Origin of the sequence: Streptomyces kanamyceticus, from assembly GCF_008704495.1 — a bacterium.
GTDB classification, from domain to species: domain Bacteria; phylum Actinomycetota; class Actinomycetes; order Streptomycetales; family Streptomycetaceae; genus Streptomyces; species Streptomyces kanamyceticus.
In genome coordinates this window covers 2,344,200-2,365,844 of the sequence record NZ_CP023699.1, presented here as the reverse complement: position 1 = coordinate 2,365,844, position 21,645 = coordinate 2,344,200, and the positions used below count along the sequence as shown (strand labels likewise).

Genomic DNA, 21,645 nt, shown 5'->3' with positions numbered 1-21,645 from the left:
GGGCCTCTATCCGAGGACGTCCCCCCTGCCACGCCGGTTCCTTCCGTCGCGGTTCAACCGCCGCAACAGTGCCTCGGCATCGGCGTGTTCAGGATCCCACGTCAGACACTTCCCGAGGGCCTCGACCGCCTCATCCCGCTCCTGGCGCCCGACCAGCTCCACGGCGTGCCGGTAGGTGCGCTCGGCGAGCAGTCCCCGCACGCGCACATTGGTCGGATCGTGGTTGTACGCGCAGTTCAGCCACCGCTCGGCGTCGGCGAAGTGCTCGGGCGCCATGTCGGCCATCGCCGCCGCGCAGTGCACGTCGATCATCGCGTCCAGCATGTCGGCACCGGCCGGTCTGGTCGCCGCGTCCTGCCAGGCGATGTGCGCGGTCTGTACGGCGCGATCGTACTGGCCCAGCGACAACAGGGCCTGCGCGCGATCGAGTTGGCGCCTGGAGGCGTAGTCGAGGGTGGCCGGTGGGGCGGGCGGCGGCTGGGCGGGGGCGGTGGAACGGGCCTGTGGCACGGCCGTGGGCCCGGACGTGGGCCCGGACGTGGGCCCGGACGTGGGCCCGGACGTGGGCCCGGACGTGGACGCGAACCCGGACGTGGCCCCGGACGTGGACCCGGACGCGAGTCCGGACGTGGCCGTGAACCCGGACGTGAGTCCGGACGTGGACGTGGACCCGGACGCGGACCCGGACGCGGACCCGGACCCGGACGTGACCCCCGACGCTGGCCCGGAGGCGAGCCCGGAAGCCGTCCGTCCCGGCCCCTCCACTTCGGCGAGCAGCTCCCGCGCCTCCGCGATGATCTCCCGAAGCAGCGTCCCCGCCTCGTCCGGCCGCCCCTGCCGCAGGAGCTGCCTGGCCCGCGCGACGTCGCGGACCTGCCGTGGGTCGCGTACGACGGAGGTGTCCTGTCCCGCACCGGGGGCGCGCGCGTCGTCCTGCGCGGTCGTGGCAGCCGCGCCGGGCTCCCCGTGCCCCTCCGCCCCCACCAGCGTCGCCGTGAGCGGCGGGGCGTCGGAGAGGGTGTCCTGGACGGCGGCGGCCGGTTCCAGCGGGCCCTCCTCCAGGGCGGAGGGCCCTGACGACGCCGCGCCGCCCGCCAGCCGCACCGCGTGCTTCAGGGCGCCGAGCGCGAGCAGCTCGGGCGGCGCCTGCACGCACTGCCTGCCGAGCCCCGCCACCCGCGAACGCACCTGCTCCATCCAGGTGTTGCCGCCCACCAGGAGCACTGTGTCCACGTCCGCCGGGGTCATCCCCGACTGGTCGAGCAGCGCCTGCGCCCGGTCCAGGGTGCGCCGCACGTGCAGATCCAGATACGCGTCCAGGTCGTGCCGGGCGAACCGCACCCACAGCGGCGGGCCCGCGCCGAGCTCCAGATCGAGCACCGCGGCCTCGGGCCCGTCCGGCACGCCAAGGGCCTCCCGCGCCTCCTGCCCCCGCGCGCGCAGCCCCTGCCACACGGCCGTGTCCACGCCGAGCACCGAGCCAGCGCCGCGGTGCCTGCGCAGCAGCCGGACCGCCGACGACAGCGCCTCCGCGTCGAACGCGCGGCCCCCCGACGTCGCGCCGCCCTCGTAGCCGAGCGAGCGGAAGTGGCCGCGCACGCTGCGGATCAGGCCGAGCTCGAAGCCCTCGTACCCCATGCCGTAGACCAGACAGGTGCCGCTGTCCCGGTCCGTCATGTGGCCGATCACCGCGGCCATCGAGTCGCTGACGAGCCTGGCGGGTTCCAGGCCCGCCTCGCGCGCCGCGTCCCGCAGCGCGGCCCGCTGCGCCGAACCGAACCGCGCGGGCACACTGATCACGGTCTGCGTGACGTGCCCCCGCGCCGCCGCCTCCACGCGCTCGCGCAGCGACCGCAACATCCGCACTACGAGGGCGTCCGCGTCGAACGGCTTGCCGCCCACGTGGACCGGACGCCCGCTGCCGACGCGGCTCTTGAGGCTGGGGAAGGTGACGGGAAGCTCCCCGGTCTCCGCGGGCTCGCACAGCAGCCAGGGCCCGTCGTCGGGACCCGGTTCGACCCGTCGGCCAGGGCGGTCGGGCAGCGCGAAGAGCGCCCGCAGGCCCGTGCTGCCGAAGTCGATGCCGAGGCTGACGGGTGCCGCCGCGGCCGACCCCCTGGCTCCCGTCATCCGCCCGCCGTCTCTTCGGCGAAGCGCAGGATGCCCTCGTAGTCCGGTCGGTCGGGCAGCGTCGGCACGGCCCGCTCGGACTGCGCCACCGCGACCAGGTTGACGAGGTTGCGGGCCTGCTGGGCGGTCTGCGCGCGGTTGCCCTGCCGATGCGCCTGCTTGACGTACTCGACCGCCTCGTTGATCTGCCGCACCGTGTCAGGCGGTGCGCCCTCGGAGGCGAGCTCGGCCTGCCGGAACTGGCTGGCCAGGCCGCACTGGCGGTACATGTCGTCGAGGAGCAGCTCGGTCAGGCGCTTGTACTCGCCGCTGTCGCCCATCGCGACCGCCCGCTGCGCCTGCTCGATGTCGCGGCGCACCTTCATCGCCTGCACCGGCTCGATGTAGGGCCCGTACCGCTTCAGGAAGTGGTCGGCCTCCCGCTCGGCGAAGCCCAGCTGCTCGCGCAGGACCGCGCTGTCCAGCTCCTCGACGGGCTCGGGCGGCGGGGTGCGCGGCTTCTCCCTGTTGGGCGTGGACTCATGGACCATGTCCGTGCCGCGCACGGAGATCTTCACCGTGATGATGCGGTCCGCCGAGTAGTTGAAGGAGACGTCCACCTGGCGGTTGACCTCGATCTCCTGCGGCAGCTCGAACTCGACCACGCCCTGCTCGTGGTTCTCGCTCGCCACCTTGCTGTCGCCCTCGTAGACCGGCACCCGGATCCGGCGGCTGTCCGTCGCGTGGAAGGTGCGCTGGCGCGGCTCGGAGAGCGGATAGGGCGAGCCCGCCTCGATGATCTCCACGAACACGTCGCGCTGGCTGCCCTTGATCGCGGCGATCCCCATCGCCATCGGCGTCGACTCGTACAGGCCCGTGTCGCCCTTGGACCGCCCGTCGGCCAGGCTCCTGCCGCACGCCACGCAGGTCTCCGCGCCGTACTCGTTGAGCTTCGCGCACCCCGCGTCCGAGCACTCCACGCCCCGCAGCGTCTCGGCGAGCACGCCCGCGCCGAACGCCACGCACTCCATCGGATTGATGTTCCTGCGCACCTTGTCGGCGCCGAAGAACGCCTCGACCGCCTCGTACACAGGACGGGTGAGCGTGCCGCCGCCCACCAGGAGCACGTCGGAGATGTCGTCCGTCGACATCTCGTAGCGCCCCAGGGTCTCCCGCACCAGGTCCATCGTCCGGGTCACCAGGGGCGCGATCATCTCCTGGAACTCGCCGCGGGTGAGCTTCATCTCGACGTCGATGACGCCGTTCTCGCTGCGGTACGCGGCCGGGATCACGATGTACGTCTCCGGCAGGTCGTTCAGCTCGCGCTTGGCGCGCTCGGCGGCCTTCTTCGCCTGGAACAGGAACGCCTTGTCCCCGGCCGGGTCCACGTGGTGCTCCGCGCGCATCCACGCGATGATCCGCTCGACGACGGCCAGGTCGAAGTCGTCGCCGCCCAGCCAGATGTCGCCCGCAGAGCGGAGCACCTGGAACTGGCTCCTGCCCTCCTGGTCCTTGACCGCGTTCAGGACCGAGATGTCGAACGTGCCGCCGCCCAGGTCGTACACGAGCACCCGGCTGCGCTCGCCGCCCGGCTTGTGCAGGCCGAAGGCGACCGCCGCGGCCGTCGGCTCGTCGACGATCTTCTTCACCACCAGGCCCGCCTTCTCCGCGGCCTCCCGGGTGGCGGCGCGCTGCGCGTCGCGGAAGTACGCGGGCACGGTGATCACGGCGTGCGTCACCGGCTCGCCGAGCGTCCGCGACGCGTCCCTGACCAGGCGGTCCAGGAGCACGCTGGAGATCTCCGCGGGGGTACGGGTGCGGCCGCCGAGCAGTACGTGCGCGCGGGGATCCTCGTCGGGGCCCGCCACGATCTCGTAGTTCATCCGGTCGCGGGCCCTGGCCACCGATTCGTCGGCGAAGTCCCTGCCCATCAGCCGCTTCACGGAGACGATGGTCTCCTTGGGCTGCCTGATCGCCCAGTTCAGGGCGTCCTCGCCGACGAGCAGCTGGTCCTTGCCTTCGCGGTGGACGACGCCGACCACGGACGGCGTGAGCCGCTCGCCCTTGCTGTTGGTGAGCACCGCGATGTCCGCGCGGTGCGGATCGTGGGCGGCCACCGCGCTGTTGGTGGTGCCGAGGTCGATGCCGATGGCCTTCATTCCCGCTCCGTCTCTCGCTCGGTGCCGCTGTCGACGGCGACGACCACCCGGGCGGCGCGCAGCACGTGCCCCCGGTATCGATACCCGCGCCGCACGATCTCAAGGACCTCGTCGTCACCCGCGCCGACCGGCGCGGGACGGGCCTCGGCCACGTGGTGGGTCGCGGGTTCGGCCCGCTCGCCGACGCGGCCGAGGCGTTCGAGTCCCTCGTCGGCCAGCGCGGTCTCCAACTGCCCGGCGATCAGGCCGAGGCTTCTTCGGTACGTCGCGACATCGCTCGCCGCGCCGTCGGCGAGGAGCCGGTCGAAGGAGTCGAGCACGTCGGCGCAGCGCAGCAGGAGCCGTTCGGTGAGCGCCTGGTGGGCGGCGTCGCGGGCGGTCAGGTCGCGGGCGTGCTCGTAGGCGAGCCGGGCGGCGCGCGCGGCCGCGGCGTCCGCAGCCCTCTCAGATCCCTCAGACATCGAATCGGACCAGGTCGGCGACGAGGTGTGCCCTGTCCTCGGGGACCGGGCCCTCCGCGTCGGGCTGCTCCGTGGAGGCGTCAATGAGACGTGACAACTCCTGTGCCGCCAGAGGGAGTTCGGCTTCGAGATCCACGTCGTACAGAAGGAGGTCCACGAGCAACCTGCGCCGCACCGTGCGCAGCTCGTCCCACGCCTGCTGGGTGACCGGGGTCATCAGATGCCGGGCGAGCAGCTCGAAGGAGACGTCCCGCATGTCGGCGTGGGTGGTCCAGGGCGTCACTCCCGCCGGGGCGAGCGCGTCGTAGGGGAAGGGTCCGTCCCAGCTCGCGGAAGGGTCCTTGATCACGCGATACCGTCTCCTGCCTTGTCCAGTTCGCCGAGCCAACGCTGCACGGCGTCGAGGAGCGCCTGCCTGATCCGGCTGTCGGTGGGGTCCGCGCGGGTGGCGCGGATCAGATGGTGCAGGGCCCACAGGATGTCGCCGCGGCCGAGCGCGTCCTGCGCCTTGTCCGTCAACTCGGCTGCCCAGGAGGGTAGATCATCGTCGTCGGGCGGGTCCTCCTGGCCGTCGCTGCGGATCAGATCGCCCATGCCCTTGACGCCGAGGTGCCGGGTGAGGACCTTCTCCATCTCGTCGAGGGCCTCGCCGAGCGTCTCGCGGTAGCGGTGCGTCAGGGCCTGCCCGAGGCCCACGTCGAGCAGGTCGAGTGCCTCGTGCAGCAGCCGGAGGCGGGCGGGCACCTCGTACGTCCGGTCGTCGAGGGTGAACACGAGGGCCCGTGCGAGGTTGTCCCTGGCGTGGCTCGACTCCGGGTTCAGGGCCAGCGCCCTGCGCAGATCGGCCTCCGCGCCGTACACGTCGGACCGCATGCCGTGCCGGGTGCGGGTGTAGCCGCGCCACACGCCGCGCAGGGAGAGCAACGCCGAGAGTTTCGCGTGCAGTTGGACCAGCAGGTCACGGTCGATGGGGTGCAGGACCCGGGTCGCCGACTCCACCAGCGTGACGGCCTCGTCCAGGCAGGGTCCGAGCTGCGCGCCGTCCTCGTCGGCGAGCGCCTCGACCCGGCCGAGCACCGTGCGGATCACGGCCTTCTTGGAACGGGCCTGCATCCCCGCGTTCCGGGACACCCGCACGAGCTCCGTCCACTGGCCGAGTGCCTCGCCGAGCCCGCCGTCGCCGCGCGTCAGGGCCGCCTTGGCGAGCGCGAGCCGGATGTGCACGGCGAGTTCCACGCCGTCCTGGAGGAGCCTGGCGTGCCGACGGGGCAGCCGGACGTAGGCGGGGTTGCGCCGCAGGAAGTCCGCGCAGTGCGGGCAGGACTCGGTGTGCCCCGGCTCGGCGGCCGGGCCCGCGCAGTCCTCGGGCAGCGTGGTGAGCGTACGGAAGACGGGCAGGGCGCGCAGCGCGGGCTCGAACTTGCGGACCTCCGACAGGATGAAGCCCTGCGCCAACTCCGAGAAGGCCCAGCGCAGTTCGCGCACCGCGTACTCACCGGGGTCCTTGCCGTCCTTGGCCGCCGCGTCCAGTGCGGCCGCGAGCTCGGCGAGCGGCGCCTCCAGGGCGAGCAGCCGCAGATAGCGCGGCCCGCACGCCAGGGTGCCGCCCGCGCCCGGCACGTCCGGCAGCCCGCCCACGTCCTTGAGGATCCGCGCGCCGCCCAGCTCCGCCTCCAGGACGGCCGTCAACGCCTGGTAGGCGGCGGCCTGTTGGGGCCTGTCCTGCTCGGTGTGGCGCTGCTCGTACGCCGAGAGCTGGCCGAACAGGTGCTGGCTGAGCTCCCAGCGCAGCGAGGCCATGTCGTCGTGCGTCAGATCCCGCTCGTAGCAGGCGGCGCGTTCGGCCCGCCAGCCGTCCCAGTAGCCGTCGTCGCTCAGCAGCGTCGACCAGTACGCGAGCGCCGACTCCCAGGCGGCCACGGCGTGTTCCCACGCGCCGCTCTGCTCCAGTTCCTGCGCCTGCCACAGTCTGGCCGCGGCGAGTCCGTGCACCACGGCCATGTCGCCGGGCGCGGCGCGCAGCCGCCGCTCCCACTCCGCGGCGGCCGTCTCGCGGTCCCGAGCCAGGAGCAGCAGCAGCGGGGCGTCGCGCGGGAAGCGTTCGCACAGGGCGTCGAGCGGCGCGGGCCCCTCGTCGTCGGGGGAGAGCGCGGCGAGGGCGTCGCGGAGCGCGTCGGGGGAGTGCCAGCGGTAGAGCAGGGCGTCCAGGCGAAGGCGCCGTCCCGGCAGCCGCAGCCGCTCAAGGGCGACGCGCTCGTCCCACGACATGGAGCCGCGCTCCAGGAGGGCGTACGAGGCGTTCTTGACGACCTCCATGGAGGCGCCGGGATCGACCCCGGCGTCCTTGAGGGCGAGATACGGGAACGTCGGGTCCTCGACCGCGAAGGGGTCGGCGACCAGGGGCGTGCCGGTGAGGCCGTCCGCCCAGGGCAGCAGCCCGATGAGCCGCCGCAGTCGTCGGCAGCGCACGTCGGCACGCTCCAGCGCGCCGCCCGCCCGCCGGTAGGCGCCGACGGCGGCGCTCCAGCGTCCCGCCGCCTCCAGCAACCGCCCCTCCGCGTACGCCAGGTGGGCGTCCGCGTCCCGGTGCCCCGGGCACTGCCGGAAGGCGTCGGCGGCGCGCTGCCACTCCTGGTGCGCGTCGGCGAGCCGCCCGCGCGCGTACGCCACGGTCTCCGCGCGCTCCCCGAGGGCGTCGGCCTCCGCGACGACGTTGGCCCAGTCCCCGGTGGCCTCGGCGAGCCGCACGCGCGCGTACCGCCCGCGCGCCGCGACGTCCACCCCGTCGACGCCCTCCAGGGCGAGCGCCGCGTACCCCTGGATGACCTCGCGCCACTCGTCGACCCCGACGGCGCGCTCTTCCCCGAGACGTACCTCTACGTAGCGCTGCCGTACGACGACGTCGGCCCAGGTGCGGTCCAGGCCCCGGTACACGTGCAGGGCGTCGCCCCACCGGCAGTGGAACTCGTGGGAGCGGGCGAGGGCGTAGTGGTAGAGGTGGGCGGGTTCGGGGTCGGGTTCGGGGTCGGGGTCGGGTTCGCCGGGGGCTTCGCCGGTGCCTGAGGGCGTGGCCGGTCCGGGCAGGGGGCTCTGCCGGAACGCCTGCCCATAAATGGCACACGCCCCGTCCCAGTCGCCCCGCTCCTCGGCCCTGCGCCCCTCGGCCTTCCTCCGCAGGGCGGCCACCGTGCCCTCGCGGGCGGCGTCCGGTACGTCGGTGAGGAGGCTCAGGGCCGTCGCCCAGTCACCGCGCAGATCGGCGGCCACGCGCGCGCGTGCGTACAGCCGCCGTACGCCCACCTCACCGTCCGCGTAGGCGTCGGGCAGCCGCCCGAACCCGTCGATGACCCCGTTCCACTCGTCCCGCGCGTCGGCGGCACGCCCCCGCGAATACAGCACCCGATCAGGCACATCGAGCAACCCGGAAGACAACGCGACGAACCACTCCAACGCTTCTTCCCACCGCCCTTCCGCCTGACAGACCCGGCCTCGGGCGTACGCGTACAGACTCGGGGAGTCGCCGGGGGGTTGGTCGGTGGGGTCCGGGACGGTCCCGGTGGTCTCGGGGTGATCCGGGATGGTCCCGGCGCCACCCTCGACGGTCCTGGCTGTCCCGGCGCCACCTTCGACCGTCGCGGTGGTCCCGGTGTGATCCTCGACTGTCCCGGTGGCTCTCGCGGCACCTTCGACCGTGTCGGCGGTCCCGGCGTGATCCTCGACCGTCCCGGCACCACCTGCCTCCGTCCGGGCGGTCCCGGTGTCACGCTCGACCGTCCCGGGGTGATCCTCGACCATCGCGGTGGTCCCGGCGCGATCCGAGCCGGTCCGGGCGGTCCCGGTGCCACCTGTCCCCGTCCCGGCGCCACCTTCGACCGTCGCGGTGGTCCCGGTGTGATCCTCGACCGTCCCGGTGGCTCTCGCGCCACCCTCGGCCGTGTCGGCGGTCCCGGCGTGATCCTCGACCATCGCGGTGGTCCCGGCGCGATCCGAGCCGGTCCGGGCGGTCCCGGCGCCACCTGCCCCCGTCCCGGCGACCCCGGCGCGATCCGAGCCGGTCCGGGCGGCCCCGGTGCCACCTGCACCCGCCGCCCCGCGGCCCCCGCCCCCACACTCCCCGAACGCCTCCGCCGCAGCCCCCCACTCACCCGCTGCCGCCGCCAACTGCCCCTCCGCGTAGCGCCTGCGCCGCCACGTCACGCGGTAGTCCGGGGGGAGCGACGTGAGATGCGTCAGCGCCGTCGGCCAGTCGGCGGACTCCGATGCTGTCACCGCCGCCTCGTACACGCGGTGGCGCAGCTCGCTCAGCCAGGGTTCCGCGTCGCAGCCCCGCTCGGCCGCCGCGGCGAGGTCGGTGAGGGCCGTCGGCCAGTCGCCGTTGTCCGCCGCGTGCCGCCCGCGCGCGTACCGCAGGCGTACGTCGCTGTCCCGGAAGCCGCCCGCCGCCGCGAAGCCCGCCGCGGCCGCCGCCCAGGTCCCGGCCGCCTCGGCCGCCCGGCCGGTGCAGTAGGCGTGCCAGGCCGGGGACTCGGAGCAGGAGGTCCCGGCGCCGCCGAACGCGTCGCGGGCCTTCGCCCAGTGCCCGCGTGCCGCGGCGGCCCGCCCCCGTACGTACGCCGCGCGGCCCACCGCGTCGCCGACCCCCGCGCACGCGCCGTACGCCGTCTCGGCCGCCTGCCAGTCCCCGGCCTCCTCTGCGTCGCGCCCGCCCACGTACGCGGCGTACGCCGTGGCCGCCACGTGCCCGGGCCGCAGGGCCAGCACGGCGGCGTACGCGGCGGCGGCCTCGGTCAGGGCGCCCGCCTCCCTGGCCCGCTCGGCGGTCTCGAAGGCGCGCGCCACGTCGAGTTCGGCGCGGGCCGCGGCATGGCGCGCCACGACGCCCCTGGGCCCCTCGGGGCGCAGCGCGAGCACCTCCTCGTACCGGCCGATCGCGGTGGCCCAGTCCGCACGGGCCTCCGCCGCGACCGCCTCGTCGACGAGCGCGGTCACTCGCGCGAGCACCTCGACCTCCGCCGCGAGACAGCCGGGCAGCGGCCCGGGCAGCGCCTCGCGCACCACCTCCAACTGCGCGGCCGCGCCCGCCGCGTCCCGCTCGGCGGCGAGCAGCGCGCAGAGCTTCTGCACCTCGGGCCAGGCCAGTTCGAAGGCGGCCTCCGCCCGCATCCACCGCTGCTCGTCCTCGTAACTGCGGGTCGGCGTCCGCAGCGTGCGCCGCACCTGCGCCCAGTGCCCGAGGTCCCGCTGGAAGCGCGCCGCGCCGATCAGGACGGTCGAGTCGACGTGCCCGACGGGGCTCTTGAAGGTGCGAAGCGCCTCCGCGCCCTCGCGCAGCGGATCGGCGGCCGTCGCGTCCTCGTCACGCACCTCGCGCGCCTTGAACAGCCAGCCCTGACGGCACTCCTCGTGCAGGAAGAGCGCGGGCGTCGCCCACTCCACCGCGGTGTGTTCCGGCTGGTGGGAGATGCGCAGCCGGGCGGCGGCCATGGACTCGTCGATGGTCCTGTTGGCCGCGATGCCCTTGAACAGCTCGGGCCCGAACGCGCCCGCCACCACGTCGCTGACCCGCCCCCGCATCGCCACCACGGCGGGCACGCCCCCGCCGATCAGCGCCTGGGCGAGCCCGGAGAACGGCTCCATGCTCGAACTGTCCGCCCCCGAACAGAGGTTGAGCGCGACGAGCCGCAGCTGCTGCGCCTTGAGGAGCAGCCCGCTCAGCAGGTCGGCGGGCACCCGGTCGACGCCGCCACCGCCACCGCCTCCGCCGCCGCCTCCGCCACCGCCTCCGCCTCCGCCGCCGTCCGCCTCCAGCGACACCACGCCCTTGCCGAGCTCGTGGTCGTACTCGCCGTGCGCGATCAGCAGGACGGCCGTGGGCAGTTCGGTGTCCGCGCCGAGTGCCGCCACCAGGCGCGCGCGGGTGGCCCGTTCGACGACCTTGGTCTGTACGGCCACTTCGGAGAGCCCCTCCTTGAGCGCGGCCACCTCCGCCGTCGCGCGCAGCGGCGGCAGACCGGCGGGCGAGGCCCAGGCCACCACGAGCCGGATCACGCTCGGCTGGTCGGCCGCGTCGGGAAGGCGTCGGCCGAGCGGCCCGCCGGGCAGTGAACGCACCAACGAATAGCCGTGGTTGAGCGCGAGCGACTGCTGCGGGCTGCCCGGCGGCGCGCACAGCGACTCCACGGGGAGGTCGCGCAGCTCGGGCGGCAGGTCGAAGCGGACGCGCAGCCCGCGCGGCGGCCGCATCCGCTGGGCGCGGTCGAGGGCGGTGTCGACACAGAGGCCGACGCGGCCCCCGATCCCTTCACCGACGGCGCCGTCCGCATCCCCGTAGACGCCGAGCTCCGCGCCACCGCAGTCTCCGCCTCTGTCCCCGTTTCTGTCTCCGTCCCTGTCTCTGTCTCTGCCGAACAGCAGGTGGAACACCCCTCGCCCGAGCGTCCGCAGCTGTTCCACCGTGTGCTGCGAGCCCATCGGCGCGAGGCCGAGCTCGGCCGAGACGAGACGGTCCCACTGCTCGCGGAACGCCGCGGGCTCACCTGTCACGGCGATCACCTCGGCCGCGGCCGCCGGGCCGTTGGCCACGACCAGGTAGCGGCCCGCGCCGACGCGGCGGACCCGGATGCGGAGTTCCTCGTACGCGAGCACGGCCGTCACCGCCCGCTCTCGTCGGGCTGCCACATGACGTGATCGAGGTCGGCGACGGCGGCCTCCCGCTGTTCCTCCAGGTCGGGATCGGCGGGGAAGTAGGCGAGTGCGGCGGTGAGTTGGTCGATGGCCTCGCGCAGTGTGTCCCGCGCGCCGGACAGGCTCCCCGAACTCCAGCGGGCCGCGGCGAGCCCGCGCAGCACGATGCCGAGGCTGACCTGTGCCCGCAGGAGGTGCGGATTGAAGGCCACGGAACGCCGCAGGTCGGCGACGGGCTCGTCCAGGAGCGAGGACTCGTCGTTCGCCACGGAGATGCCGCGGTCGGCGAGCACCCGGGCCAACTGGCCCTCCAGGCGGCCGCGTTCATTTGCCCCGATCACGGACCGGGTCGCCTCCAGCGTGTCCACCGCGAGGCTCAGCCGCCCCACGCGGTGCGCGTCCCGTGCGGCGCCGAGTGCCATGTCGACGATCGCGGTCTGCGTCTCGCGGTAGCGCTCCAGTTCTCTGCTGTGGACCAGGGCGCGCCGCCAGTACGCCGCGGCGGCCCTGAAGTCCGGGCGTGCGGCGGTCAGTTCGGCGCGCCCCATGCTGAGCCGCGCCTCCAGGGCGAGGCCGCGCGCGTCCAGGGCGAGCCTGTGGTGCTTGCCGGGCAGCCCGGCGTATCCGGGGTTCAGCTCGTCGAACCGCGCGCAGTCCGGCTCGCACACGCCCCCCGATCCCGGCCCGCCGCGCTTCCGGCAGCCGGGGCAGCGCAGCTCGGCGAGCGCGGCCAGCGCGTCGGCGGCCTTGTGCTGCCCCAAGAGCAGCTGGGCAAGGCCGAGTTCGGAGAAGGCGTACGTCAGGGAGGTGTAGGTGGCCGGGGCATACGTGGGGGGAGCGGGCGTCGAATCGGCGCTGGGCGCTCCGGTGGCGGATGCCGCGACGCTCGCCTGGAGCGTCGCCTGGAGCGCGCGTTCTTCCTGCGCGGCGGCGAACGCGCCGAACTCCGCGGTCCTGCCCAGCTCGGCGACGCGGAGGGGTCCGCAGAACAGCGGCCCCCCGTCGCCCTCGGCGGACGGCAGACCCCCGACACCCGCGAGCAGCTTCGCCGCGTCGGCCTCGCGCTGGAGCAGCGGGCCGGGGGCGACGCGGGTACCGATGTCACCGTCGGGCATGCGCCGTTCGAGGAACTCGCGCAGCCCCGCGCGCAGGCCGGGGATCAGGGAACGCTCCACGGGCACGCCGTACCGCCGCGCGGCACTGACGCGCACGCGCTCCCAGAACCCGTCGTCGTAGAGCAGGGACGCCCACGCGGCGACACACGACTCCCAACGTGAACCCTGGTCACGGGAGGCGGAGTTGAGCAGCACAAGCGCGAGGGCATGCGTCACCCGATGATCGGCAGGATCCCGCCGAGCGGCCTCCCGAAGCCCCCCAACAGCAACTTCCCGCCAGGCACAGGGCCCGCTCGGCCTGTTCCGCCTGCGTGGCTCGCTCAGCTCGCCCTGCCCGCTCGGCTGGCGCTGGCTGCTCTGCTCGGTCTGCCTGTTTGGCCTGTTGTGCTCGCTGTGGCCGTTTGGCGTGGTCTGTCCGGCAGGCGCGCTCTGGTGGCTTGGCTCGTGCTGCCCGCTCGGTGTGGTTTGCCCGCCCTGCCCGCTCGGCTGGTGCTGGTTGCTGTGTTCGGTCTGCCTGTTTGGCCTGTTGTGCTCGCTGTGGCCGTTTGGCGTGGTCTGTCCGGCAGGCGCGCTCTGGTGGCTTGGCTCGTGCTGCCCGCTCGGTGTGGTCTGCCTGCCCTGCCCGCTCGGCTGGTGCTGGTTGCTGTGTTCGGTCTGCCTGTTTGGCCTGTTGTGCTCGCTGTGGCCGTTTGGCGTGGTCTGTCCGGCAGGCGCGCTCTGGTCGCTTGGCTCGTGCTGCCCGCTCGGTGTGGTCTGCCTGCCCTGCCCGCTCGGCTGGCGCTGGCTGCTCTGCTCGGCCTGCCTGCTTGGCTCGTTGTGCTCGCCCTGGCCGTCAGGCTCGTCTTGCCTGCTTGGCCCGCCGTGCTCGCTCGGGCTGCTCGGTGCGGTCTGCCTGCTGTGCTCGCTCGGCGCGCCCTGCCTGCCCGGTCCGTTGTGCTCGCTCTGGCCGCTCGGCGTGCTCTGCTCGCTCGGCTCGCACCGCTCGGCCTGCCCACTTGGCCCATTGGGCCCGCCTTCCCCGCCTTGCCCGCTCGGCTGGCCCTGGCCGCTCTGCTTGCCTTGCTCGCTGGACTCGCTCTGGCCGTCCGGCTCGTCGGGCTCGCCCGGCCCGCTCTGGCCGCTCCGCTCGCCCTGCCAGCGTGACCCCTGTCCGCTCGGCTCGCTCTGGCCAACTGACTTGGCCGGTCCACTTGGCCCGCTTTCCCCGCACCGCTGGCCCTGCCCGCTTGGCCCGCCCGCGCCGCCCGGCTCGTCCTGCTCGCCCAGCCCCCTCCGCTCCCGCCTCCCCTTCTGCCCGGCCTCCCCGTTCTCCCCGTTCTCCCGGCCCCCCTCGCCCCGCACGAGAATCGCCGCGTACAGCGGGGCGAACCCCCCAGGGTCCTGGTCGAGGCCCCAGGCCGCCTCCAGCAGCGCCGCAGCCCGGTCGCCGCCGCGCGGCCCCGCGGCCGCTCCTGTCACCGCCTCCGGCTCCGCCCCCGCTCGCGCCACCGCAACCGCCGCCGCGCGCAGCCGCAGGGCCACCTCGCGTGCCGGGCGGCCGGACAGGGCCGCGAGGGTCCAGTGGGCCTCCTCGTCCAGGGGGGCCGTGCGGGACGCGGCGAGGAGGTCGGTGCGGGCGGACTCGGGGTGGCCCGCGCGGGCGTGTACGTAGGCGCGTTGGATCAGGCTGCGGGGGTGCGGGACGACGCAGGCCAGTGCGGCGGTCAAGTGGGTCTCCGCGGTGGTCAGGTCGCCCCGGTGCGCGGCCGCGCAGCCCAGCCAGTGCAGGGGGCCCGCGGCATGGGGGCGTAGGCTGCGCGCCCGCTCGAACTCCGCGACGGCCGCGTCGAGTTCACCGGCGGCCAGCCGCACGCGGCCCGCCCCGGTGTGCGCCCGCGCCGCGACGCGGAGGGCGGACTCCGCGTCGTCGCCGTCGACCAGCGCGAGCGCCTCGTGGAAGTGCTTCTCGGCGGCGGCCGCTTCGCCGCGGCGCAGCGCCGACTCGCCGTCGATACAGGCCTGTTCGGCTCGGTCCCGTTCCGTGTGCGCGGTCACAGTCAGCCGGTGGCCTCGTCAAGGACCGACCGCCAACGGCCCAGCGCGCGGTCGTAGTGCAGCGGGCCCACGGCGAACTCCGTGAGGTCGAGCCCGACGAGCCGGTCGTACGCCTCCGCGGGCAGGTCCGGTTCGAGGACGACGTCCAGGCCGGTCGCCTGGTCCCGCAGCACCAGCGGCCGGGCGGGACGCGCCGCACCGAGGGCGCCGGGCGCTGGCTCCGCGGGGCGCGCGGCTTTGCGGACGACACCCTTGAACGCCTCGTACGCGTCCTTGACCGCCTCCGCCCCGAGACCGCTCAGGAACGCCTGGAGGGGCAGGGACACCAGGACGATCCAGGGGATGTCGGCCGCGCCGCGGTGGTCCAGGGTGCGGCGGACCCGGGCCGGTGGCGCACCGAGGGCGTCGAGCGCGGCCACCAGCTCCCGGCGCAGGCCGTCGGGGACCTCTTGGTCCAGGAGCAGCTCCGCTCGCGGCGGCGCGTCGGTCATGGAGGGGGTTCCTTCCGGGGGCGTGACGGCAGCCTAGAGGCGGCGATCGCGCTCACGCCGGGAAACGGGTGATTCCGTGGGACGTCCACCAGCGCCGGTGAGAGGAGCGGGGCCGGTACCGGAGTGGACCGGGGCGGCGCCCCATACCCTCGCGTGCTCCCCGCGCGCCCCACCACGCGCCCGATTCACGCGATGGTGCGATCATGTGCCTCTGCCCGGATGCCCGCCGAGGGCCCCGGGTATGGCCGGGCCATGACGCAGCCGTTCACACTCCCGCACTTCTACCTGCCGCATCCCGCGCGGCTCAACCCCCACCTCGAAGAAGCACGCGCGCACTCCACCCGATGGGCGCGCGACATGGGCATGCTGGAGGGCTCGGGCGTCTGGGAGCAGAGCGACCTGGAGGCTCACGACTACGGCCTGTTGTGCGCGTACACGCACCCGGATTGCGACGGTCCGGCCCTCTCGCTGATCACCGACTGGTACGTGTGGGTCTTCTTCTTCGACGACCACTTCCTGGACATGTTCAAGCGCACCCAGGACCGTGCCGCGGGCAAGGCCCATCTGGACCGGCTGCCCCTCTTCATGCCGATGGACCTCGCCACCCCCGTGCCGGAGCCGCGGAACCCGGTCGAGGCGGGCCTCGCCGACCTGTGGGCGCGCACGGTCCCCGCGATGTCGGTGGACTGGCGCCGCCGCTTCGCCCGGTCCACCGAGCACCTCCTGAACGAATCCCTGTGGGAGCTCTCCAACATCAACGAGGGGCGGATCGCCAACCCCGTCGAGTACATCGAGATGCGCCGCAAGGTGGGCGGCGCGCCCTGGTCCGCGGGGCTCGTCGAATACGCGACCGCCGAAGTGCCCGCCGCGGTCGCCGACTCCAGGCCGCTGCGGGTGCTGATGGAGACGTTCTCCGACAGCGTCCATCTGCGCAACGACCTCTTCTCGTACCAGCGCGAGGTCCAGGACGAGGGCGAGCTCAGCAATGGAGTGCTCGTTCTGGAGACCTTCTTCGACTGCACGACACAGGAGGCGGCCGACACCGTCAACGACGTGTTGACCTCGCGGCTGCACCAGTTCGAGCACACGGCGTTCACCGAAGTGCCCGCCATCGCCCTGGAGAGGGGCCTCTCGGCGCCCGAGGCGGCCGCGATCGCCGCCTACACACGGGGACTTCAGGACTGGCAGTCCGGCGGCCACGAGTGGCACCTGCGCTCCAGCAGGTACATGAACGAGGGCGCGCTGGGCAGCGGAGGACCTGGCGGCCCCACCGGCATCGGCACGTCGGCCGCCGACGTGGGCGCGCTGCTCGCCGCGGCGGGGGCGGAGCGGCTGCGCTCCTTCACGCACGTGCCGTTCGAGCGGGTGGGACCGTCGCAAGTGCCGGACATCTACATGCCGTTCGAGGTCACCCTCAACCCTGGCCTGGACGGTGCCCGGCGCCGGATCACCGCTTGGGCGCACGCGATGGGCATCCTTGCGGAGGGCGTCTGGGACGAGGACAAGCTCGACGCCTACGACGTGCCGCTGTGCGCCGCGGGCCTCGACCCGGAGGGCACCGAGGAGGCGCTCGACCTCAGCTCCCAGTGGCTGGTCTGGGGCACCTACGCGGACGACTACTACCCCCTTCTCTTCGGCCACGGCCACGGCCTCGGTCACGGCTTCGTCGCCGCGAAGGCGTGCACCGAGCGGCTCCACGCGTGCATGCCGCTGGAGGGCGTCCCGACGGTCGTGCCCGTGAACGCCCTGGAACGGGGCCTCGTCGACCTGTGGCGGCGTACGGCAGGGGAGATGGCGCCCGAGCGGCGGCGGACCCTGCGGGACTCCGTGGACGTGATGCTGGAGAGCTGGCTGTGGGAACTCTCCAACCAGCTGCAGAACCGTATCCCCGACCCGGTCGACTACCTGGAGATGCGCCGTGCCACCTTCGGCAGCGACCTCACCATGAGCCTGTGCCGCATGGGACACGGACCCGCCGTGCCCGAGGAGATCTACCGCAGCGGCCCGGTCCGCTCCCTGGAGAACGCCGCCGCCGACTTCGGGATGCTCGTGAACGACGCCTTCTCGTACCAGAAGGAGATCGAGTACGAGGGCGAGATCCACAACGCCATCCTGGTCGTGCGGAACTTCTTCGGCTGCGACTACCCGCAGGCGCTCCGCGTCGTGCACGACCTCATGACGCAGCGCATGACGCAGTTCGAACACGTCGTGGCACATGAACTCCCCGTCCTGTACGCGGACTTCGAGCTGACGGACGAGGCCAAGGACACCCTGAACGGCTACGTGGCCGACCTGCGGAACTGGATGGCGGGCATCCTCAAGTGGCACCAGGACTGTCGGCGCTACGGCGCGCGGGACCTGGCCCGGCGGGCGCACGGCTTCGTGCCTGACCGGGTGCCGCGGGTCCCTTCGATCGCGGGCCTGCGCTGACACCGGCCTCACCAGTTCCACCAGCCCCACCGGCCCCGCCGGTGGGGCTCGTTCGGATGGTTTCATCCGGAATGCTGGGTTCGTGGAACTTCCCTGGTGCGTGAGGAGTCCTTTGAAGTGAAGGCGGCCATCGACCGGCCGCGACATGGGGGATGAACAGGGATGAACACGGGGGTGTTCGATCTTGACCGACATCATTGACCACATCACCGACCGCATCACGGGCCGACTGCTCGGCGACGAGCCCGAGCCCGGGGCGGCGGCCCAGGCCGACGGCGAACTGGAGCCCTTCGTGGCGCCGTTGACCGTCCCGCCGGTGCTGCGGCCCGACAACGCGGACGTGCGCGAGGAGACGGAGATCGCGCTGCGCCCCGCCTGGGTGCGCCTGCACCCGCAGCTGCCACCGACCCTGATGTGGGGGTACGACGGCGCGGTGCCGGGCCCGACCATCGAGGTGCGCCGGGGACAGCGCATCCGCATCGCCTGGACCAACCGCATCCCGAAGGGCTCCGAGTTTCCCGTCACGGCCGTCGAGGTGCTCCGCGGCGACCCGAAGAAGGACCCCTCGCCGGGCACGCTGCCCGGCCGCGCGGGCGTCGAGCCGAACAAGGACGTGGCGGCGCTGCCCGCCTGGGCCGTGACCCATCTGCACGGCGCACAGACGGGCGGCGGCAACGACGGCTGGGCGGACAACGCCGTGGGGTACGGCGACGCGCAGCTCTCCGAGTACCCGAACGACCACCAGGCGGTCCAGTGGTGGTACCACGACCACGCCATGAACATCACCCGGTGGAACGTCCAGGCGGGTCTGTACGGCACCTACCTCGTCCGGGACGACGAGGAGGAAGCGCTCCAACTGCCCCGCGGCGACCGGGAGATCCCGCTCCTGCTCGCCGACAGGAACCTGGACACGGACGCCGACGGGCGGCTGAACGGACGCCTGCTGCACAAGACCGTCATCGTCGACCCGAAGAACGCCGAGACGGGCAAGCCGGTCTCGCTGCCCTTCACCGGCCCCTACAGCACGGTCAACGGCCGCATCTGGCCGTACGCGGACGTGGACGCGGCCTGGTACCGCTTCCGCCTGGTCAACGCGTCGAACGCGCGCGTGTACGACCTGGTCCTCATCGACGAGGACGACAATCCGGTGACCGGCGTCCTGCATCAGATCGGCAGCGACGGCGGGCTCCTGCCGCGCCCCGTGCCGGTGGACTTCGACGGCGCGCTGCCGACGCTCACCGTCGCGCCCGCGGAGCGGATGGACCTGCTCGTCGACTTCAGGGAGCTCGCGGGCCGCAGCCTTCGCCTGGTCAACAAGGGCCGCGCCCAGGCCCCCGGCGTGCCCGACGTGGCGAACGACGTGCGCTATCCGCAGGTCATGGAGTTCCGGGTGGGCGAGTGCGCCGAGCCGGACACGTTCGAACTGCCGGAGGTCCTCTCCGGCTCGTTCCGCCCGCTCTCGCACGACATCGAGCACGGCCACCGGCTGATCGTGCTGACCCCGCCCGCCACGAAGGGCGGCGGCGGCCACCCGGAGATCTGGGAGATGACCGAGATCGAGGAGCCCGGAGACCTCCGGTTCCCGACCGAGGGGATCATCCAGGTGCGCGGCGCCGACGGCAAGGTGAAGACGTACCGAAGGACCGCCCGCACGTTCAACGACGGCCTCGGCTTCACCATCGCCGAGGGCAGCCACGAGCAGTGGAGCTTCCTGAACCTCGCGGTGAACCCGCCGGTGACCCACCCGATGCACATCCACCTGGCGGACTTCCAGCTCCTCGGCAGGGACGCGTACGACGTCTCGGGCTTCGACGTCACCGTCGGCGGCACCCGCACGCCGATCACCTTCAACCCGGACCGGCAGATCCCGCTGGCCCCCAACGAGCGCGGCTGGAAGGACGTGTTCCTGGTGCCCGGCGGCCAACAGCTGCGCGTGATGGGCAAGTTCGACGGAGCGTACGGCCGGTTCATGTACCACTGCCACCTCCTCGAGCACGAGGACATGGGCATGATGCGGCCGTTCGTCGTGCTGCCGAAGGAGGCACTGAAGTTCGACCACGGCGCGGGGCACGGCGGACACGGCGGGCACGCGGCGTAGGCCCGGCGGGCGGGCCGCACAGCTGGACGTCACCCGTTCGTGAGGCGTCGGGGCCGGGTCACGCCGGGTAGGGCTGTGGCCGGAGGCGAGCCATGGATGACACCGCGTTGCGTCCCAAGCCGATGCCGGGTGGGCACTCCGCCACCGGCCGAACGGAATCCGACCGCAAGTCCGCCAAGTGGCGCCTCGGGGGTTCCGGCGGGAACCCCCGGGGCCGTCGGAGCCCCGGCCCGCCCGGCGGGAAGGGGCACAGGACGCACGCCCTGAGGCGGCGCGGCAGGCGCCTGACGGCCCTGCTGTCCGGCCTGCTCGTCGCCGTGGTCCTGGTGCTCTCGGGCATCGGGCTCGGCACGGTGAGCGCCACCGTCATCGGCATGAGCAAACTCGCCGAGATGCGGAAGGCGGCGCCGCCACCGGGTGCGCTCGGCGGGCCCGGCGGTCCTGCCGCGGCCAAGCCCTCCGCCGGGGGAGGCGGCACGCGGCAGCCGACCGCGTCCCCCGGTCCCGGCGGCCCGCACCGGAGCACCGCCCCCGCCAGGCCCGCCGCCCTCGGCGTCGAGGCCGTCGACGCCGAGCGCGGCCCGGGCGCCCTGCTCGTCGGCGTGCACGTCCCGGGGCCCGGATACACCGCGGGACTCGTACGCGGCGACACCCTGCTCGCGTTCGGCGGGACCCGAGTCCGTTCGGCGGCCGCCCTCGCCTCGGCGGTCGCCGCCGCGCGCCCGGGCAAGAGGGTGACGCTGACGGTCCGCCACGAGGGCGGCGGGCGCCAGGTGCTCTCGGTACGGCCGGGCATCGTGACCTGAGCCGGGCCGGGCGGACCGGCCGGGTGGGCTGGCCGGGGCTGGCCGGGCCGGGTTCGCGGGCGCGCCCCGGTGCGGGCAGGATGCTGGCGTAGACACCAGGAGGTCTCATGAGCAGCGCGCCCGCGCCCAGCACCGCCGACGAGCCCGTGCCCTTCACGGCTGCCGACTACCGGGCCCGCATGGAGCGGGCCGCCGCCGCGGCGGCCGACGCCGGTCTCGCGGGCGTCCTCGTCGCCCCCGGGCCCGACCTGACGTGGCTCACCGGCTACCGTCCCACCGCCGCCACCGAGCGCCTCACCACGCTCGTGCTCGCCGCGGGCCAGGACCCCGTCCTCGTGGTGCCGACCCTGGAGGCCCCGGACGCCGAGCGGGCCGTGGGCGCCGCCGCGCTCACGCTGCGCGACTGGACCGACGGCAAGGACCCGTACGCCGTCACCGCCCCGCTCCTGGACGTGGACGGCCGCTTCGCGGTGAGCGACAACGCCTGGGCGATGCACCTGCTCGGCTTCCAGCAGGCGCTGCCCGGCACCTCCTACGTCTCCCTCACGGAGGCCCTCCCGATGCTGCGCGCGGTCAAGGACGCCGCGGAGCTAGAGCGCCTCGCGGCAGCGGGTGCCGCGGCCGACGCGACGTACGAGGAGATCCAGAAGGTGCCCTTCGCGGGCCGCAGGGAGACGGACGTCGCCGCCGATCTCGCGGAGCTGCTGCGGCGGTTCGGGCACTCCCAGGTCGACTTCACCGTGGTCGGCTCGGGCCCCAACGGCGCCAACCCCCACCACGAGGCGGGCGAGCGCGTCATCGAGCACGGCGACATGGTCGTCCTCGACTTCGGCGGCCTGCTGCACGGCTACGGCTCGGACACCTCGCGCACGGTCCACGTCGGCGAGCCGACCGCCGAGGAACAGCGCGTGCACGACGTGGTGCGCGAGGCGCAGGCGGCGGGCTGCGCGGCGGTCAGGCCGGGCGCGGCCTGCCAGGACGTCGACCGCGCCGCACGCGCGGTGATCACCGAGTTCGGCTACGGCGAGCGCTTCATCCACCGCACCGGACACGGCATCGGCGTCACCACCCATGAACCGCCCTACATGATCGAGGGCGAGGAGCAGCCGCTCGTGCCGGGAATGTGCTTCTCCGTAGAGCCCGGCATCTACCTGCCGGGCCGCTTCGGCGTGCGCATCGAGGACATCGTGACCGTCACGGAGGAGGGCGGGCGGCGCCTGAACAGCACCGCCCGCGAGATGGCGATCGTCAGCTGAGG

Annotated in this window: 11 protein-coding genes; 4 read left to right on the top strand and 7 right to left on the bottom strand. The window is 73.8% G+C overall.

Annotation, left to right across the window (positions count from 1 at the left end; all coding sequences use genetic code 11):
- Positions 1–6: 6 nt before the first annotated feature.
- From CP970_RS09445 to CP970_RS09410, 7 genes are read right to left on the bottom strand one after another with little or no spacing between them, the layout of a single operon-like run.
- Positions 7–2,130, bottom strand: coding sequence for an Hsp70 family protein (locus CP970_RS09445; protein WP_150493172.1), 2,124 nt, complete (start codon positions 2,128–2,130; stop codon positions 7–9).
- On the bottom strand, positions 2,127–4,268 hold the full coding sequence (locus tag CP970_RS09440; RefSeq protein WP_055554638.1) for an Hsp70 family protein: 2,142 nt from the start codon (positions 4,266–4,268) through the stop codon (positions 2,127–2,129). Before CP970_RS09440 ends, CP970_RS09445 begins: the two co-directional genes overlap by 4 nt.
- Positions 4,265–4,729, bottom strand: coding sequence for a nucleotide exchange factor GrpE (locus CP970_RS09435; RefSeq protein ID WP_055554636.1), 465 nt, complete (start codon positions 4,727–4,729; stop codon positions 4,265–4,267). Before CP970_RS09435 ends, CP970_RS09440 begins: the two co-directional genes overlap by 4 nt.
- Entirely contained in the window at positions 4,722–5,078 is a 357-nt protein-coding gene (locus tag CP970_RS09430; RefSeq protein ID WP_055554633.1) for a hypothetical protein, read from the bottom strand. Before CP970_RS09430 ends, CP970_RS09435 begins: the two co-directional genes overlap by 8 nt.
- Positions 5,075–11,407, bottom strand: coding sequence for a CHAT domain-containing protein (locus CP970_RS09425; protein WP_150493170.1), 6,333 nt, complete (start codon positions 11,405–11,407; stop codon positions 5,075–5,077). The genes CP970_RS09430 and CP970_RS09425 overlap by 4 nt, the downstream gene beginning before the upstream one ends.
- The gene (locus tag CP970_RS09420; protein WP_055552877.1) at positions 11,380–14,562 is read right to left on the bottom strand and encodes a hypothetical protein; all 3,183 of its coding nucleotides are present in this window, start codon (positions 14,560–14,562) and stop codon (positions 11,380–11,382) included. The genes CP970_RS09425 and CP970_RS09420 overlap by 28 nt, the downstream gene beginning before the upstream one ends.
- A gap of 2 nt (positions 14,563–14,564) precedes the next feature.
- Positions 14,565–15,053 (bottom strand): hypothetical protein, encoded by a 489-nt coding sequence (locus CP970_RS09410; RefSeq protein ID WP_055552879.1) that lies wholly within the window; start codon positions 15,051–15,053, stop codon positions 14,565–14,567.
- 252 nt (positions 15,054–15,305) lie between these two features.
- On the opposite strand from CP970_RS09410, the gene cyc2 reads away from it, so the two are divergent.
- From cyc2 to CP970_RS09390, 4 genes are all read left to right on the top strand, one after another.
- Entirely contained in the window at positions 15,306–17,483 is a 2,178-nt protein-coding gene (cyc2, locus tag CP970_RS09405) for a germacradienol/geosmin synthase Cyc2 (protein WP_055552881.1), read from the top strand.
- 184 nt (positions 17,484–17,667) lie between these two features.
- A complete protein-coding gene (gene phsA / locus CP970_RS09400) occupies positions 17,668–19,581 on the top strand; it encodes an O-aminophenol oxidase PhsA (protein ID WP_079043843.1) in 1,914 nt (637 codons plus the stop codon).
- A gap of 92 nt (positions 19,582–19,673) precedes the next feature.
- A complete protein-coding gene (locus CP970_RS09395) occupies positions 19,674–20,387 on the top strand; it encodes a PDZ domain-containing protein (protein WP_055552883.1) in 714 nt (237 codons plus the stop codon).
- A gap of 107 nt (positions 20,388–20,494) precedes the next feature.
- On the top strand, positions 20,495–21,643 hold the full coding sequence (locus tag CP970_RS09390) for an aminopeptidase P family protein (protein ID WP_055552886.1): 1,149 nt from the start codon (positions 20,495–20,497) through the stop codon (positions 21,641–21,643).
- Positions 21,644–21,645: the final 2 nt, after the last annotated feature.